The organism is Boseongicola sp. (genome assembly GCF_057460485.1).
This window is the reverse complement of the sequence record NZ_JBVCWP010000002.1, coordinates 1-14,418: the sequence shown is the minus strand read 5'-3', so window position 1 is coordinate 14,418 and position 14,418 is coordinate 1. Positions and strand designations below refer to the sequence as shown.

Annotated in this window: 14 protein-coding genes; 4 read left to right on the top strand and 10 right to left on the bottom strand. The window is 58.1% G+C overall.

The annotated features are described in order from the left end of the window. Positions 1 to 74: 74 nt before the first annotated feature. A complete protein-coding gene (locus AC221Y_RS00615) occupies positions 75 to 1,079 on the bottom strand; it encodes a ligase-associated DNA damage response exonuclease (protein ID WP_299754398.1) in 1,005 nt (334 codons plus the stop codon). 139 nt (positions 1,080 to 1,218) lie between these two features. Here AC221Y_RS00615 and AC221Y_RS00610 point away from each other — a divergent pair, with 139 nt between their 5' ends. From AC221Y_RS00610 to AC221Y_RS00600, 3 genes are read left to right on the top strand one after another with little or no spacing between them, the layout of a single operon-like run. Then, positions 1,219 to 2,640 (top strand): circularly permuted type 2 ATP-grasp protein, encoded by a 1,422-nt coding sequence (locus tag AC221Y_RS00610; RefSeq protein WP_486706630.1) that lies wholly within the window; start codon positions 1,219 to 1,221, stop codon positions 2,638 to 2,640. Next, positions 2,637 to 3,599 carry an alpha-E domain-containing protein gene (locus AC221Y_RS00605; protein ID WP_299754399.1) on the top strand — a complete coding sequence of 321 codons (963 nt, stop codon included), beginning with the start codon at positions 2,637 to 2,639 and terminating at the stop codon, positions 3,597 to 3,599. The genes AC221Y_RS00610 and AC221Y_RS00605 overlap by 4 nt, the downstream gene beginning before the upstream one ends. After that, complete coding sequence (locus AC221Y_RS00600; protein WP_299754401.1) at positions 3,599 to 4,408, top strand: transglutaminase family protein; 810 nt, start codon at positions 3,599 to 3,601, stop codon at positions 4,406 to 4,408. Before AC221Y_RS00605 ends, AC221Y_RS00600 begins: the two co-directional genes overlap by 1 nt. A gap of 279 nt (positions 4,409 to 4,687) precedes the next feature. Here the strand turns inward: AC221Y_RS00600 and AC221Y_RS00595 are convergent, their stop codons facing one another. From AC221Y_RS00595 to AC221Y_RS00565, 7 genes are all read right to left on the bottom strand, one after another. Beyond that, the gene (locus tag AC221Y_RS00595) at positions 4,688 to 6,001 is read right to left on the bottom strand and encodes a M16 family metallopeptidase (RefSeq protein WP_299754403.1); all 1,314 of its coding nucleotides are present in this window, start codon (positions 5,999 to 6,001) and stop codon (positions 4,688 to 4,690) included. Next, positions 5,998 to 7,341 carry a M16 family metallopeptidase gene (locus AC221Y_RS00590; protein ID WP_486706629.1) on the bottom strand — a complete coding sequence of 448 codons (1,344 nt, stop codon included), beginning with the start codon at positions 7,339 to 7,341 and terminating at the stop codon, positions 5,998 to 6,000. The genes AC221Y_RS00595 and AC221Y_RS00590 overlap by 4 nt, the downstream gene beginning before the upstream one ends. A gap of 92 nt (positions 7,342 to 7,433) precedes the next feature. After that, positions 7,434 to 7,955, bottom strand: coding sequence for a DUF3035 domain-containing protein (locus AC221Y_RS00585; RefSeq protein ID WP_299754266.1), 522 nt, complete (start codon positions 7,953 to 7,955; stop codon positions 7,434 to 7,436). Positions 7,956 to 7,986: 31 nt separating this feature from the next. Next, positions 7,987 to 8,472, bottom strand: a complete 486-nt coding sequence (lspA, locus tag AC221Y_RS00580; protein WP_299754264.1) for a signal peptidase II — start codon at positions 8,470 to 8,472, stop codon at positions 7,987 to 7,989. 17 nt (positions 8,473 to 8,489) lie between these two features. Then, positions 8,490 to 10,076 carry a bifunctional phosphoribosylaminoimidazolecarboxamide formyltransferase/IMP cyclohydrolase gene (gene purH / locus AC221Y_RS00575; protein WP_299754262.1) on the bottom strand — a complete coding sequence of 529 codons (1,587 nt, stop codon included), beginning with the start codon at positions 10,074 to 10,076 and terminating at the stop codon, positions 8,490 to 8,492. A gap of 22 nt (positions 10,077 to 10,098) precedes the next feature. Then, positions 10,099 to 11,805, bottom strand: coding sequence for a heparinase II/III family protein (locus AC221Y_RS00570; RefSeq protein WP_299754260.1), 1,707 nt, complete (start codon positions 11,803 to 11,805; stop codon positions 10,099 to 10,101). A gap of 134 nt (positions 11,806 to 11,939) precedes the next feature. Beyond that, positions 11,940 to 13,199, bottom strand: coding sequence for an RsmB/NOP family class I SAM-dependent RNA methyltransferase (locus tag AC221Y_RS00565; RefSeq protein ID WP_299754258.1), 1,260 nt, complete (start codon positions 13,197 to 13,199; stop codon positions 11,940 to 11,942). Between the two features lie 76 nt (positions 13,200 to 13,275). On the opposite strand from AC221Y_RS00565, the gene AC221Y_RS00560 reads away from it, so the two are divergent. Then, positions 13,276 to 13,452 carry a DUF1674 domain-containing protein gene (locus AC221Y_RS00560; RefSeq protein WP_299754256.1) on the top strand — a complete coding sequence of 59 codons (177 nt, stop codon included), beginning with the start codon at positions 13,276 to 13,278 and terminating at the stop codon, positions 13,450 to 13,452. A gap of 33 nt (positions 13,453 to 13,485) precedes the next feature. On the opposite strand, the gene AC221Y_RS00555 is transcribed toward AC221Y_RS00560, so the two are convergent. Further along, positions 13,486 to 13,857: a dihydrodipicolinate reductase gene (locus AC221Y_RS00555; RefSeq protein ID WP_299754254.1), complete on the bottom strand. Its 372-nt coding sequence runs from the start codon at positions 13,855 to 13,857 to the stop codon at positions 13,486 to 13,488. 52 nt (positions 13,858 to 13,909) lie between these two features. Further along, positions 13,910 to 14,418: 4-hydroxy-tetrahydrodipicolinate reductase (gene dapB, locus AC221Y_RS00550; RefSeq protein ID WP_486706628.1), on the bottom strand; the 509-nt coding region annotated here is incomplete at its 5' end.

Sequence of the window (14,418 nt, the reverse complement as noted above, 5' to 3'; positions counted from 1 at the left end):
GATTTTCGCGGACCATATAGAAAGCGTGGCCCGAGGAAAACCACCGCCAAAAGAAGTTAGCTTCGCACGGTCCGTCAAAGATCGTCCTCGCTGTCTGCGCCAAATTCGGTTTCGACGATCCCGGCGTCATATCCTTGGTCCTCCAGCCAACGCCGGAACGCCGACGTATAGCCGTGGGTCACAAACACGCGCTCGGCGCCGGTAGCTTTGATTGCCATGTTCAAACCGTCCCAATCCGCATGATCCGACAGCACAAAGCCCCGATCCGCCGAGCGGCGACGCCGCACACCTCGCAGCGCCATCCAGCCACTTGCAAATGCCGTGGATGTCGGGCGGAATTTACCGGCCCAGGCGCTTGCCATGGCTGAAGGCACGGCCAGAACAAACGCCCCCGGATAATTTGCGGGCTTCAGATCGGGCGTCACACGGATGGACGCGGGCAGTCTTATGCCTTGTGCACGCAGGACTTCATTTGTGTTTTCAATCGCCCCATGCGTCAGGATCGGGCCAATCGAAGGATCGAGGCTTGCAAGGATGCGCTGTGCCTTGCCCAGCGCATAGGCCCCGCAGATCGAGAACCGACCCGACGCCGCGTTTGCAGCCCACCAGGAGTTCATATCGGCGGCCACCGATGACGGAGCGTCCCATTTGAAGACCGGCAAACCGAACGTACATTCGCTGATGAACGTGTGACAGCGCACCGGCTCGAAAGGCTCGCTGACACCATCGTCCACGACTTTGTAGTCGCCCGAAACAACCCAGACCTCGCCGCCAACTTCAATGCGAATTTGTGCTGAACCCGGAACATGGCCGGCCGGATGGAAGCTGACTTTTGCATCGCCGATCTGCCGGCGCTCGCCATAGGAGATGGTCTCAAGCGCGATGTCACCAAGGCGATGCCGCATCACCGGGGCCGCGGCCTTGGTCGCCAGGTAACGCCCCATGCCGCCCCTTGCGTGGTCCGCATGTCCATGCGTAATCAACGCCCGGTCAACCGGCCGCCAAGGGTCAATATAAAAGCCCCCAGCCGGGCAAAAGACACCCTTCTTGGTGAACGTCAGAATTGGCGTTTTGCCCATACCTTTAATCTTAGCGTCCCAAAACTGCCCGAACAGCAGGCAATTGCATAAATCCAGACTTTACCTGCCGAAAGCCAGGCGCGCTTGCCCTTTGACTTTCCAGCCTCGGCGATCATAGTCAGCGAGAACAAGGGGAATAATGTTGAAAAAACCAAACTACTTCAATGAAATGGGCTCAGGCAATGCGATCCGCCCACCCTATGAGGGACTTGGTGCATGGGCGGCTGAGATGCCCGAGGAATTCCGCAACACCAAGCAATCCGAGGCCGAAGCCCTGTTCCGGCGCATCGGCATTACTTTTGCGGTCTACGGCGAAGGGGGCGACCCGGACCGGCTGATCCCTTTTGATATGTTCCCGCGCATTTTCGCCGCCCAAGAATGGCGCAAGCTGGAACGCGGCGTCAAACAGCGTGCGAAGGCGTTGAACGCTTTCCTTATGGATGTTTACGGGCGCGGTGAGATCGTAAAAGCCGGGATTATTCCGGGGCGTCTTGTCTATCAAAACGAGGCCTACGAGAAAGCAGTGGTTGGGATCAAGCCGCCGCGCGGTGTCTACAGTCATATCGTTGGCATCGACCTTGTACGGACCGGCCCCGACGAATTTTTCGTCCTTGAGGACAACTGTCGCACCCCGTCAGGTGTCTCTTATATGCTGGAGAATCGCGAGATCATGATGCGGATGTTCCCGCAATTGTTCCGCGAAAACCGGATTGCCCCTGTGGAGAGCTATCCGGCGCAACTGCGACGCACACTTGCCAGCGTCGCCCCCGCAAAATGCGATGGCGAGCCGACGGTTGCAATCCTGACGCCCGGCCATTTCAATTCGGCTTACTACGAGCACAGTTTTCTGGCTGACATGATGGGCGTGGCTTTAGTCGAGGGGCAGGATTTGTTCGTCAAAGGCGACTTCTGCTACATGCGCACGACGGAAGGCCCCAAGAAAGTTGACGTGATTTATCGCCGTATCGACGATGCCTACATTGACCCGCTTTGTTTTCGACCGGAATCAATGCTCGGCGTTCCAGGATTGATGAATGTCTATCGCTCGGGCGGTGTTGCCATCGCCAGTGCGCCGGGGGCCGGTGTCGCCGATGACAAGGCAATATATACCTTCGTACCCGAAATGATCCGCTTTTTTCTGGGCGAAGAACCGATCCTGAACAACGTCCCGACCTGGCAGTGCGGCAAGAAAGACGAGCTGAAATACGTGCTTGAGAATCTTGGCGAGCTGGTCGTGAAAGAGGTCCATGGATCGGGTGGGTACGGGATGTTGGTCGGGCCGCGCTCGACCAAGGAGCAGATCGAAGTGTTCCGCCTGAAAATCGAAGACAATCCCGGAAACTACATCGCCCAGCCCACACTCGCGCTGTCGACCTGTCCCACATTCGTCGAGGAAGGGATCGCACCGCGCCATGTCGATTTGCGGCCCTATTGCCTTGTCGGAGAGAACATAGAACTTGTACCGGGTGGCCTCACGCGGGTTGCGTTGACAGACGGCTCGCTGGTGGTGAACTCAAGTCAGGGTGGCGGCGTCAAAGACACCTGGGTGTTGGCCGAATGACCCTTCTTGCCCGCCACGCCGAGAACCTTTTTTGGATTGGGCGCCTTGTTGAGCGCGCCGAAACCGTCGCCCGTCTATTCGAAGTTGGCTCACGCAATGCGCTGATCCCAAACACTGCGGGCGGCTTTCGCAACGAGTGGGAATCTGTCCTGCGCGCCAGCGGCTCGGCCGGTACCTTCAAGGCCAAATACGGGGACGATATTCGAGAACGAAACGTGGAAAGCTTCCTATTTTTTGATTCCGATAATCCCTCGTCCGTCGCTTCGTGTATTGAACATGCTCGCGAAAACGCGCGCATTGTCCGCACCTCACTGACCAGCCAGACGTGGGACGCGCTGAACAACGCCAATCAAGAAATGCGCGAGTTGAAGCGGACAGAACGCTCGAAACTGTCGATGAGCGATCTGATTGATTGGACCTTGCGAACAGCCGCATTGATCCGCGGCACAATCGAAGACACGCAGCTTCGGATCGACGGTTACGATTTCCTGAATATCGGCACATACCTTGAACGCGCCGATAGCACCGCGCGCCTTTTGGATGTGAAATACTTTGTGCTTTTGCCACAGGTGGATTTCGTCGGGACCGAACTTGATAACTACCAGTGGCGGACGATTTTGCGGGCACTGTCCGCCCACCGGGCGTTCAGTTGGGCCTATGGCGGCGAGGTTACAGCGGCTAAAATTGCCGATTTCCTGATCCTTAACCGTAAGGCACCACGATCGCTGATCACCTGCGCCGAGGAGGCCTGTTGGCATCTGGACCGGCTTGCCCGCGCTTATGGGCAAACAACCGAAGCCCAAACCCAGGCCCGTCTTCTGGTGGCTAACATGAGCGAGATTACCGTCGATGATATCTTTGAAGAGGGGCTCCACGAGTTCTTGTCGCGGTCAATTGACGAGATCGCGGCTTTGGCGGCTGTCATTAGCGGCGTCTATCTAAGTGGGGAGGCCCGGTAATGCGCTTACAAGTAAACCACCGCACAAGCTACCGATTTGACCCGCCAAAGCGGGGTGTCGCGCAATCATTGCGGCTTTGGCCGTCTCTGTTTGACGGTCAGAAAATTCTGGATTGGAACGTGGATATCGAAGGCGCGGTACGTGGCGCAAGCTTCCGTGACGGCGCCGGTGATCTGATCGAAACCGCGACCTTCCTTGGCTCCGTCGAAAATGTCGTTGTCGAGGTCAGCGGAACGGTCGAAACGACAGATCTGTCTGGCGTCCTGCGCGGCCACTCCGAGAAAGTACCGCCTTTGGCGTACGTCAGGCGCGGGCCTTTCACCCACGCAAGCCCCGCAATACGCGACCTTGCCGAAGCCGCCGTAAAAGACGCCGGAAGCCCAATTGCAGAAGCGCATGCACTTGCCACAGCCGTCGGTGAAGCGATTGCCTATGTTCCGGGAGAAACCGACGAACGGACCACGGCCGCAGAAGCGCTGGAAGCAGGGCGTGGCGTTTGTCAGGATCACGCACATGCGCTTGTCGCAGCAGCCATAAGTCTGGAAATTCCCGCGCGCTATGTGACCGGATATCTTCACGCCGTAGGTGCCATCGCGGAAGCAAGCCACGCCTGGGCCGAGCTATATGTGCGGGATTTGGGCTGGGTTGGGTTTGATGCCTCGAACCGAGTTTGCCCCGACGAACGCTATATCCGGCTTGGGTCGGGCTTTGATGCGATCGATGCCGCGCCCATCCGAGGGGTGTCTCAAGGCTCGGGCGCAGAAGCGTTAAGTGTCGACGTGACAATCATTGATGCAGGTCAACAATAGGGTTTTTTATCAATCTGAGGGCTTTTTGCGGAGAACCTCATCTGAGGCGCGTCGCGCGATCCATAACATTCGGCGATGAGGTAATATTGCCACATTTTTAGGCGTGATGAAGAAAAATCACGCACAGCGTCCGCAGACTGTGTAGTCTCGTTTTGATAGGTATTGTGTCTTTACGAATTAGCAGATTCTTATTCCAGCCGCGCAGATTTACGACCGCGCAGCATATTAGTTCCTCCCTGACTGGATGGCCGTGCTTGCACGGCCCTTTTTTTCGTCCAATCAGTTCGTACTGTCCAATCCATCCGGCTTCCCTACAACGACAAACCGCAGGTTTTCGGGCTGAAATAGCCGGGCCGCCACACGCTTGACGTCATCCAGGGTCACAGCCTCGACCCGGTCGTTGCGGGTTGTGATGTAATCAGGCGTTAGCCCAATGGTCTGCATCCCCACAATGATCCGCGCAATCGGGCCGTTCCCATCGAAACGCAAGGGATACGCACCCGTCAGATAGGTTTTGGCCTCGGCCAGTTCTTCCTCGGTGACGCCTTCTTCGGCGATCCTGGCCCATTCAGCTTTCACGACATCAATCGCTTGCGCAACGCGGTCATTGGCAGAAGCAAACTGACCCAAAAGCATGTCGGCATTGTCGAAGTTCACAAGATACGACCCGACGCCATAAGTCAGACCTCGCTTTTCGCGCACTTCTTCCGAAAGCCGAGACTGGCGACCCGAGCCGCCGAAAATCTCATTGGCAACGAAGGCCGCAAAGAAGTCCGGGTCATCGCGCGGGATACCCGCATGGCCAAAAAACGCGACCGATTGCGGAGTTTCAAAAGGTACAATTGTCATGCCCCCGGTGATGTTAAGCTCCGCCGTCCCCGGCAATTCTGCACCCGTTTTAGGCAAGCCACCCAGCAAACTATCAAGCAACAGCCCAAGCTCTTCGGCCGAGATATCACCGGACGCGCCGACATAGATGCGGTCCCGCGCCAAAACAGCGCGATGTGCCGCAACAATGTCGTCTCGCGTCAGCGCAGCCACGCTTTCAAGGGTTCCGCTATTGTCGCTGCCGTAGGGATGATCGCCATACACCATCGCGTCGAATGTGTGGCTCGCAATCGAATTCGGATCCGTGGCGTCGGATCTGATGCCTGATAGAACCTGCGCACGCACGCGCTCAACCGCATCTTCATCAAAGCGCGGGTTGACCAATGCGTCGCGCAACAACTGAGAGGCTTCATCGCGGTTTTCGCTTAGCATTCGGACCGACACGCTCAAAGCATCGTCCTGGACGGAAAAATCAAAGCTTGCCGCCAATCCATCGCGGGCTTCCGCAAAGGCGGTGGCATCCATCTCGCCCGCGCCTTCTTCGATCAATCCGGTCATCAAGTTAATCACACCGCGTTTGCCTGTCGGATCAAGCGATGCACCGCCCAGGAACCGGATTTGCAGCGACACAAACGGGATCGAGTCCTCCTGTACCAGCCAGGCTTCAATGCCGCCGGGCGACGTAACTTCCTGAATTTCAACAGCCGCCTTCAAAGGGGCCGCCATAGCCATAGCCATCATCGTGGCAAAGACAACACGGATCATTGCATCAACTCCTCGGACCCTTCGGGCATCACCCAACCAGTGACAGCATTTCGGCGCTCAAAAATGGTGGCCGCGACGGCCATGATGTCATCGGCTGTCACTTCGCCAAGGATTTGCGGCCATGCCTCGATGTCTTCGATTGTCAGCCCACTGGTAAGCCCGCCACCATAGGTGCGTGCGAGAGACGACAGATTGTCCTGCCCGTAAATTTCTGACGCCCGGATTTGCATGCGGATGCGTTCGAGGTCTGCCATATCCACACCGGTCTCTAGAAAGGCATCCAAAGCCTTGTCCATCGCCGCTTCTGCATCGGCAAGACTGACACCCTCGCTTGGCACAACGATCAGACCAAACGTTGTTTCATCAAGCGAAAGTCCACTGTAAAACGCCGCCGAATAGATCGCGACCTGGCTTTCAAACTGAAGCTGCTCGGCGAAGAACGATGTCGTGCCCGACCCGCCCAACAACTCGGCCAGAAGCGTCAAAGCGGCCGCTTCTCCTTGCGCACCCGCATCCCGTTCGGGCGCAAGATATGTGCGGATTACATAAGCCTGACCGATGCGGGGATCCGCATAGGAGAGCCGGCGCTCAGCAAGCTGGGGAGGTTCGGTTACACGCTCACGTGGCTTCACATTCGGATTGGGTGGAATCACACCGTAGTATTGCTCGGCAAGACGACGCACTTCGTCCGGTTGCACATCGCCCGCAACCACAAGGATCGCGTTGTTGGGCCCATAATGCTGCTCATAAAACGAAACGGCGTCTTCCAGCGTCAGCGCCTCGGCTTCATGTTTCCAGCCAATGATCGGAATGCTATAGGGGTGGCTAAGGTACTGCGCGGCACGGCGCTGTTCGGCAAAAAGTGCGCCGGGATCATTTTCAGTCCTCTGGTTGCGCTCTTCGATCACCACATCGCGTTCGGTTGCAATATCTTCCGGCACAAGCGCAAGACCGTCCATCCGGCTGGCTTCCATCTGCATCATCAACTCAAGTCGATCCGAGGCGACGCGCTGAAAATAGCCGGTATAATCGTAGGACGTGAAGGCGTTGTCACTGCCACCGTTGCGCGCCACTGTCGCCGAAAACTCGCCCGCTTCAAGCTCGTCGGTCGCCTTGAACATCAGGTGCTCAAGGTAATGCGCAATCCCAGAAACCCCGCGCGGCTCATCCGCAGAGCCGACCCGGTACCAGACCATATGCACAACCGCAGGCGCGCGATTATCTTCCAAAACCACCACGTCCATACCGTTATCCAGTGAAAACGAGGTGACATCCGCCGCCCGCAACGGCCCTGCAAGGGCTATAACAAAGGGAATAATGACCGTAATGAACCGACGCATGGCCTCTCCTTAAATAAAGTGTCTCGCAAACAAATGAGGGCGATTGCGCGCTGCTTCAAGTTGGACCAACGGACTTGTGAGGCACACTTGCGCTATCGGGCCGGATTTGGTGGCACCGAAGGCGTGCGGATGCCTGCGCGCCGCAACCTCTCAAGTTCAGCGTATTGATCAAGCGAGAGCGACTCGTAGGCTTGAAAGTAGACGTTCACGTTGAACATCCGTTCAAGCAGACGGCCATCGTTTTGCTGGCGGTAGCGCAGGTCCGACGCAGCCAACGTTGTCCGAATGTCTGGCGAGACACCAAAGCGCCCGGTGTAGCGCACCAAAGCCCCATCATTGGAGGCACGTGACAGAACCGCCGGATTGCCACCAAGCGCCACGATCGCCTCGGCGCGCGGTGTTGGATCGGTACGGTTTGTCTGACCGCGGGTTGGTCGCGGCAAAGCAGCAAGGTCTTCGGGAATAACCAATGGCTCGGTCGGCAAAACCCCGAACTCGTCGGGACCCGCACTTCCTGACTGCGAGATATTCAAAAGGTTCGGCATGCGCTCGGTGCTGTTACCGCAGGCGGCAAGCGTCAAAGCAGCAAGCAACAGTAGTGTACGGGTCGACATGTACCAGTTTCCTCGGATCATAACGCCTGTCTTAGCCCGCTTTGGCCTTGGCGTCACGGTCCTTTGGCGGATCGCCTGCCAGAATAATCAGACCAAACGCACCAACGAAAATCGCAATATCCGCAACGTTGAAGGACCAGGGGTTTTCAAAGCCACAACACGACATATTCAAAAAGTCCGCCACAGCCCCGTAAATCAGCCGATCAATGATGTTGCCAATCGCCCCGCCAAGCACAAACCCGGCCGAAATCTGCACCGAAGGGCCCGGCCTGTCGCGCCGCATCCAGATGACGATCCACGCCGAAATGGCCAAAGCCAGCGCGATCAAAACCCAGCGCATTACATCGCCAGCCCCGGAAAATAACCCGAAGTTGATCCCCTCGTTCCACGCCATCCGAAGTATGAGAAATGGTGGTGCCACAAGGATCGTACCAACGGTTTTCAGGTCCAACAACTGCACGACCCAGATCTTAACGATCTGATCAATCACAAAAACCGCAATTGCAGTCCGGGTCATGGGGGCAAGGCTAACCATCAGTGACGGAAGTGTCGCATGGCCGTGAAGACCATCGCAAGGCCCGCGTCGTCGGCCGCGGCAATGACTTCGTCGTCCCGTTTGGACCCACCTGGCTGAATGATCGCCGTCGCACCAGCCTCGGCTGCTGCCAGAAGTCCATCAGCGAAGGGGAAGAACGCATCGGACGCCACAACAGATCCAATAGCGGGACTTTGCGCCGCGCCGATGTCGCCCCCCATGCGGCCCGCCTTCAATCCGGCGATGGTCGAGCTGTCGACGCGGCTCATCTGCCCTGCCCCGATGCCCACGGTCGCACTATCCTTGGCGTAAACAATCGCATTGGATTTAACGTGCTTCGCAACTGTCCAAGCAAATTGCAGATCAGCGATTTCCCGAGCGGACGGCGCGCGCTTCGTGACAACCTTCAGATCGCTTTCGCCCACATGCCCAGTATCATCATCCTGCACGAGCCAGCCTCCGGCCACCTGGCGCACGGCAAGGCGCGCAAGATGCGGATCAGGCAGGCCTTGGGTCGTCAAAAGACGCAAGTTCTTCTTCGCCGCAAAGACTGCCTTGGCCTCTTCGGTTGCGTCCGGAGCGATCACGACTTCGGTGAAAATCCCGGTGATCGCATGAGCAGTTTCAGCGTCCAGTGTGCCATTCAATGCGACGATCCCACCGAAAGCCGAGGTGCGGTCGCAATCAAACGCGCGCCCGAACGCTTCGGCAAATGTAGCCCCCCGCGCGACACCGCTTGGATTTGCGTGCTTGATGATCGCCACGGCCGGACCACCCTCGGGCGCGAATTCAGCGACCAAGCGGAAGGCCGCATCCGTGTCGTTAATATTATTGTAGGACAGTTCTTTGCCCTGATGCTGGATTGCGGTCGCAAGCCCTGCAACATCCGAGCCGTCGGTATAAAACGCCGCCGCCTGGTGCGGGTTTTCGCCATAGCGCAGCGCTTGCGCCAACACGCCCGCGAAGACCCGGCGACGCGGTGTCGCATCCCCCAAGGCATTCGCCATCCAAGTCGAAACAGCGGCATCATACGCCCCCGTGTGCGCGTAAGCCGTCGCCGCAAGACGCTGACGGAACGCATAGGTCGTTCCGCCGTTGGCCGTAATCTCCGCAAGGACCGCCTCATAATCGGCGACATCAACAACGACGCTGACAAATTTATGGTTCTTCGCCGCGGCGCGGATCATCGCCGGACCACCGATGTCAATGTTTTCGATCGCGGTGGCATAGTCGGCACCGCCTGCCACGGTTTGCTCAAACGGATACAGGTTCACAACCGCCAGATCGATCGCGCCAATCCCGTGTTCTTCCATCGAAGCGACGTGATCGGTGTCGTCGCGTAGCGCCAGAAGGCCGCCATGCACCACCGGATGTAGTGTTTTCACACGGCCATCCATCATCTCAGGAAAGCCCGTCAGCTCGGACACATCCCTGACTTCAAGACCCGCAGCCCGAAGCGCCTTGGCGGTCCCACCGGTCGAAATCAGCTCAACCCCCTGAACCGCAAGGTTTTTTGCAAAATCCTCAAGGCCCGTCTTGTCTGAAACAGACAACAGAGCCCGGCGTACCGGCTGAACGTCACTCATCATTGATGTCTTCTTTTCTTTCTCAATCCACGGCCATCATGTCGTCCATCGCATAGTCACGAATGGCCGACGGGGTCTCTTGCGCCTTGGCAAGGGACCAGCTCACGCGCGTGGCATACTCCATCGCCGTGCCAGAGAGAACAATCTGTTTGGTCGCACGCGGAGAAAGGCGCGATTTTTCAAGATAGACGCTTTGTTCAAGCGCCATCGAGGCCTCGCCATGGGAGCGGAAAACCCAGATCTCGCCACTCTTAAGCGCCATCGAAACTGCGGTCCCGTTCATATCTAGCGTTGCATCGACGTCGGGGTGCAAATGAAACCGCACGGAAAACGGAATGCCGCGCAGCTTTGATTTATCAAACACCAGATCAAAGCGTTTGCGATCTGATGCGTTAAAGGCGATCAGCGTATCTTCGCCCGATAAAGCGCGCCCGTCATAGCCAAGGTGCAGGGTGCGCACATGGGTCAGCCCATGGCTTGTCAGATACCCGTCATGCCCGGCGACAAGTCGCGTGCCGCCGTCGGCGTCGTCGCGCTCGAATCGGACGTCGCGCGGCGCATCCGTCAGCAATTCCGAATCACGATCCGACATCTTGCCCGCCGCCCCAAGACGAGAAGACGACAGACCTTCGATCCCCAGCGTAGAATGGCTTGGGGTCGCACGGCCTGCACGGCGCCAACTTTTGCCAAACGTCGCACCGGAACCACAATTCACGATGACGGGCCGCCGACCCGACGTCAGCTCGAACGCCAGGGTCGAGGCATGGCCGTTGGCAGAGGCATTCACCCGTGGTGGTGCGGCCGCATCGGCAATAATACTGGTGCGTCCATGGCTGACACGCGCATAGCCCATCGCCAGACCTTCGTTAGTGACGGCTTTCACGCCCGACGAGGCCAGGGACCGGTCAAGTCGGCCCTCAAGTCCACGCCCGCCGCCATGAAACCGCGCAAGCCCACCGTCTGAATGGCGCAACGCCCGCAACACCGGCGCCACGGCTTCGATCGCCGCAATATGTGCCACGCCCGGTGAGCGCCCCATATCCTGAAGCGCCGCCGCCGCCCAATTCAACAGCGTGAAGACCTCAAGAAGTTCCTCGGGATTTCGGGTCGAAAGCCCGCCGCCTGCATCAATTTCGCGCGCGCATTCCTGCGCCAAGGCGCGGGTTGCCTCGCCCACATGCGCGTCCATCCCATCAAGCGCGAGGCCCGCGTAAATCAAACCTGTCAGGGCTTCAAACCGCGGCAAACCGGGCGACGCTGCCTTCCACCGGCGGCTAAGGAAAAGCGTTTGTGAGGCCAAAGACCGGAAATAAGCCTCGCTGGTTTCCCGTTCCTGACCATTCAGCAAAAGGATCGCGTGATTAATCCAGCGGATCAACCGCCGCCCGGTCAGATCAGGCGTCCAGCCGGGGCCAGCGCCACGACCGTTGCGAGCGATCCACTCATGCGTCCACTGCTGCGCCCGCTTCGTCGCATGGTGATCACCAACAGCCGCCAAATCATCAAGCCAGGTGAACCCGTGGATTTCAATTTCGAAGCCTTCGTCCGGCATCGGCAAGTCCCAAATTGCGACTTCTGGTGCTTCAACAAGAAAACCGGCGAACAGGAAGTTGCCGCCCGTGATCTGACGACCCCGGGCAAATGAGCCTATTGTTCGGGGTTCAGGCGTTGTGGAAAATGCCGTTGCCGGGCGCGAGAACGAAGCCACACGCGCGTGCAAACGGTTCATAAAGCGCGTCTTTCGCGCGTTCCAACTTTCGTCTCTGGACAACGTGGTCGCCCTGCCTCTACCGTCCGATTGCTTCGGACCTTAACGCAAAGGATATCCGAAGACCCCTAGGCGCGTCATGAAAATTATTCGGCTCAGGCGGGTTTTTGCAGCAATGCGGTAAAGAAGCCATCAATCCCACCGCGTTCTGCCCAGTAATCAGGGCGCAAACGCAAGCCTCCACCCGGTGCGACCCAAGCAGGATCGACGCCCTCGGGAACAAACGTCCCAACGGTCAAATCAGGATGGCGTTTCAAGGCAGCTGCCAATTGCGCCTCGCCCTCTTCCGGCAACAGCGAGCACGTACAATAGACCAGACGTCCGCCGGGTTTCAGCCACCCGAGGGCGCGGTCAATTAACTCAGACTGAAACGGAACAAGTGTTTCAAGCTCGGTGCCGTCTTTGGCATATCCAAGGTCAGGATGGCGGCGCAATGTGCCGGTTGCGGTGCAGGGCGCATCAAGAAGAATGGCGTCAAACGCGGCCTCAGGCGTCCATTCCAAAGCGTCCGCAATGACAAGTTCGGCCGTCATCCCCACACGCGCAAGGTTTTGGCGCAGGCGCACCACGCGGTTGTCTGAAATATCAAGAGCCGTGACATCTGCTCCGGTTGCAACAAGCTGCATGGTCTTGCCGCCAGGTGCCGCGCATAAATCAAGCACGCGCTCTCCGGGTTGTGCGTCAAGCATAAGCGCGGGCAGTGTGGCGCCCGCATCCTGCACCCACCATGCACCATCGTCGTAGCCTTCGATTGCCGACACCTGCCCGGCCTCCGCAAGCCGTAAATTGCCGGTTGGCAGCAACTCGGCGCCAAGCTTTTCGGCCCAGGCGGCTGCATCGGATTTCACCGTCAGGTCCAACGCTGGCGGGCGGGAATGCGCGATCTCCATCGCCGCGACGGCCTCTTTTTTCCATGTCGCAATAAGTCTTTTGCGCAGCCATTTGGCAGTCTGCGGGGGGGGCAACGCATCCCAGTCCTGTTTCATGCGCACGACATTGCGCAAAACAGCATTCACCAGCCCGGCCTTGCTCTTCTTGACAATCGACACCGCTGCGTTGACGGCCGCGTGACTTGGCGCACCGGTCACATTGATTTCGTAAAGCGCCAGTCGCAGCGCGTTCATCACCTGATCCTCAGGCTTCATCCGCAGGTGGGGGCCAAGAAGGCGATCCGACCGGTTGGCCCAGCGCAAGGCCTCGGTGGCCAAACGCAAAGCGCGCGCACGTTCTTCCGGCGGCAACCCTATCAGCACCTCATCAAGGCGATGCGGCGTATGAAGCGGCAGATGCTCTTCGGTCACCTGCGTCATCAGTGCGACAGCGCGCCGTCTGGGCTCTAAACCTGCTTGCGTCATTCCGCCTGCCCCGCCTTGTCCAAAGTTGCCGCCCGCGTATATCAAAGGGGATACTACAACAAGGAAGCCTTTTGCGATGTCAGACGAAAAACTCCCCCTGCCTGCGGCTGCCCAGCGCGCTTTGGCCGAAGCCGAACAACGGCGCAAGAGCGCCAAGGGCGATCCGCTTGCGACAGAACTTGGCGGGCGCGATGGTCCCGAACCTGTCCGCTACGGTGATTGGGAGAAAAAAGGGATCGCAGTCGACTTCTGATTTGCTAATATCAGGAAGACCGTCTGGCGAGCGCTACTCGATACTAAGGTCAGCGGAATCGCCACTGCCCATGTCGGATGTAAAGCGGATTGTGTTTCCCATGACCTCGACAAGCTGACAATTGTCTGCATCGAGTTCCTTGCCGCCCCAGAAAAGATCGCGGCAAAAGAACCCACCGTTCCAGTCCCAGGCACCGGTCACGCTTTGGCCGAACGCGCGACCCTGTATCTGGCCATTGTCCTGCACCTGAATACGAATGCCAAAGCGCCGGAGATTGCGGTCTTTCATCAAGCTTACAAAATTAAGCTCTTCTTCGATGCGCTCAAACCCTTCCGCCAAAGAGGTCGTCGCAAACAGCCCGGCAACCGCGGTCGAAAGTGTAAAAAGCTTCACAAGGCGGCCCATTCAACATCTCCCTATTATATCACACATGATACGAGGGCCGCCCTCACTTGGATCAGTTCAAACCAAGCACATCCAGCATTTCGTATTCACCGGGGTCGCGGCCCTGCCCCCAAAGCGCCGCTCTCAGTGCACCTCGGGCAAAAATACTCCGATCCGTCGCAATGTGGCGCAGAACAATCCGCTCGCCGGGGGCCGCAAAGATAACGTCGTGCTCACCCGCGATGTCACCACCCCTGATCGCATTGAACCCAATGTCACCACGCTTGCGCGCGCCGGTGATCCCATCGCGCCCACGGTCCGACACGTCATCAAGTGACACGCCCCGCCCTTCAGCAGCAGCTTCGCCAAGCATCAACGCCGTGCCAGACGGCGCATCCACTTTGTGATGGTGATGCGCCTCGACAATCTCGATATCGAAATCCTCGTCCAGCGCCTCGGCAACTTTCTTCGTCAACAGTGTCAACAAGTTAACCCCAAGCGTCATATTGCCCGCGCGAATAATCGTGGCATGTCGTCCTGCCGCCGCGATCTTTGCAAGCTCGCCTTCATCCATTCCCGTCG

Bases quoted from the DNA above. Each gene is read 5' to 3' on its own strand.
- AC221Y_RS00615 (WP_299754398.1), bottom strand. From the start codon at position 1,079: ATGGGCAAAACGCCAATTCTGACGTTCACCAAGAAGGGTGTCTTTTGC.
- AC221Y_RS00610 (WP_486706630.1), top strand. From the start codon at position 1,219: ATGTTGAAAAAACCAAACTACTTCAATGAAATGGGCTCAGGCAATGCG.
- AC221Y_RS00605 (WP_299754399.1), top strand. From the start codon at position 2,637: ATGACCCTTCTTGCCCGCCACGCCGAGAACCTTTTTTGGATTGGGCGC.
- AC221Y_RS00600 (WP_299754401.1), top strand. From the start codon at position 3,599: ATGCGCTTACAAGTAAACCACCGCACAAGCTACCGATTTGACCCGCCA.
- AC221Y_RS00595 (WP_299754403.1), bottom strand. From the start codon at position 6,001: ATGATCCGTGTTGTCTTTGCCACGATGATGGCTATGGCTATGGCGGCC.
- AC221Y_RS00590 (WP_486706629.1), bottom strand. From the start codon at position 7,341: ATGCGTCGGTTCATTACGGTCATTATTCCCTTTGTTATAGCCCTTGCA.
- AC221Y_RS00585 (WP_299754266.1), bottom strand. From the start codon at position 7,955: ATGTCGACCCGTACACTACTGTTGCTTGCTGCTTTGACGCTTGCCGCC.
- lspA (WP_299754264.1), bottom strand. From the start codon at position 8,472: ATGACCCGGACTGCAATTGCGGTTTTTGTGATTGATCAGATCGTTAAG.
- purH (WP_299754262.1), bottom strand. From the start codon at position 10,076: ATGAGTGACGTTCAGCCGGTACGCCGGGCTCTGTTGTCTGTTTCAGAC.
- AC221Y_RS00570 (WP_299754260.1), bottom strand. From the start codon at position 11,805: ATGAACCGTTTGCACGCGCGTGTGGCTTCGTTCTCGCGCCCGGCAACG.
- AC221Y_RS00565 (WP_299754258.1), bottom strand. From the start codon at position 13,199: ATGACGCAAGCAGGTTTAGAGCCCAGACGGCGCGCTGTCGCACTGATG.
- AC221Y_RS00560 (WP_299754256.1), top strand. From the start codon at position 13,276: ATGTCAGACGAAAAACTCCCCCTGCCTGCGGCTGCCCAGCGCGCTTTG.
- AC221Y_RS00555 (WP_299754254.1), bottom strand. From the start codon at position 13,857: ATGGGCCGCCTTGTGAAGCTTTTTACACTTTCGACCGCGGTTGCCGGG.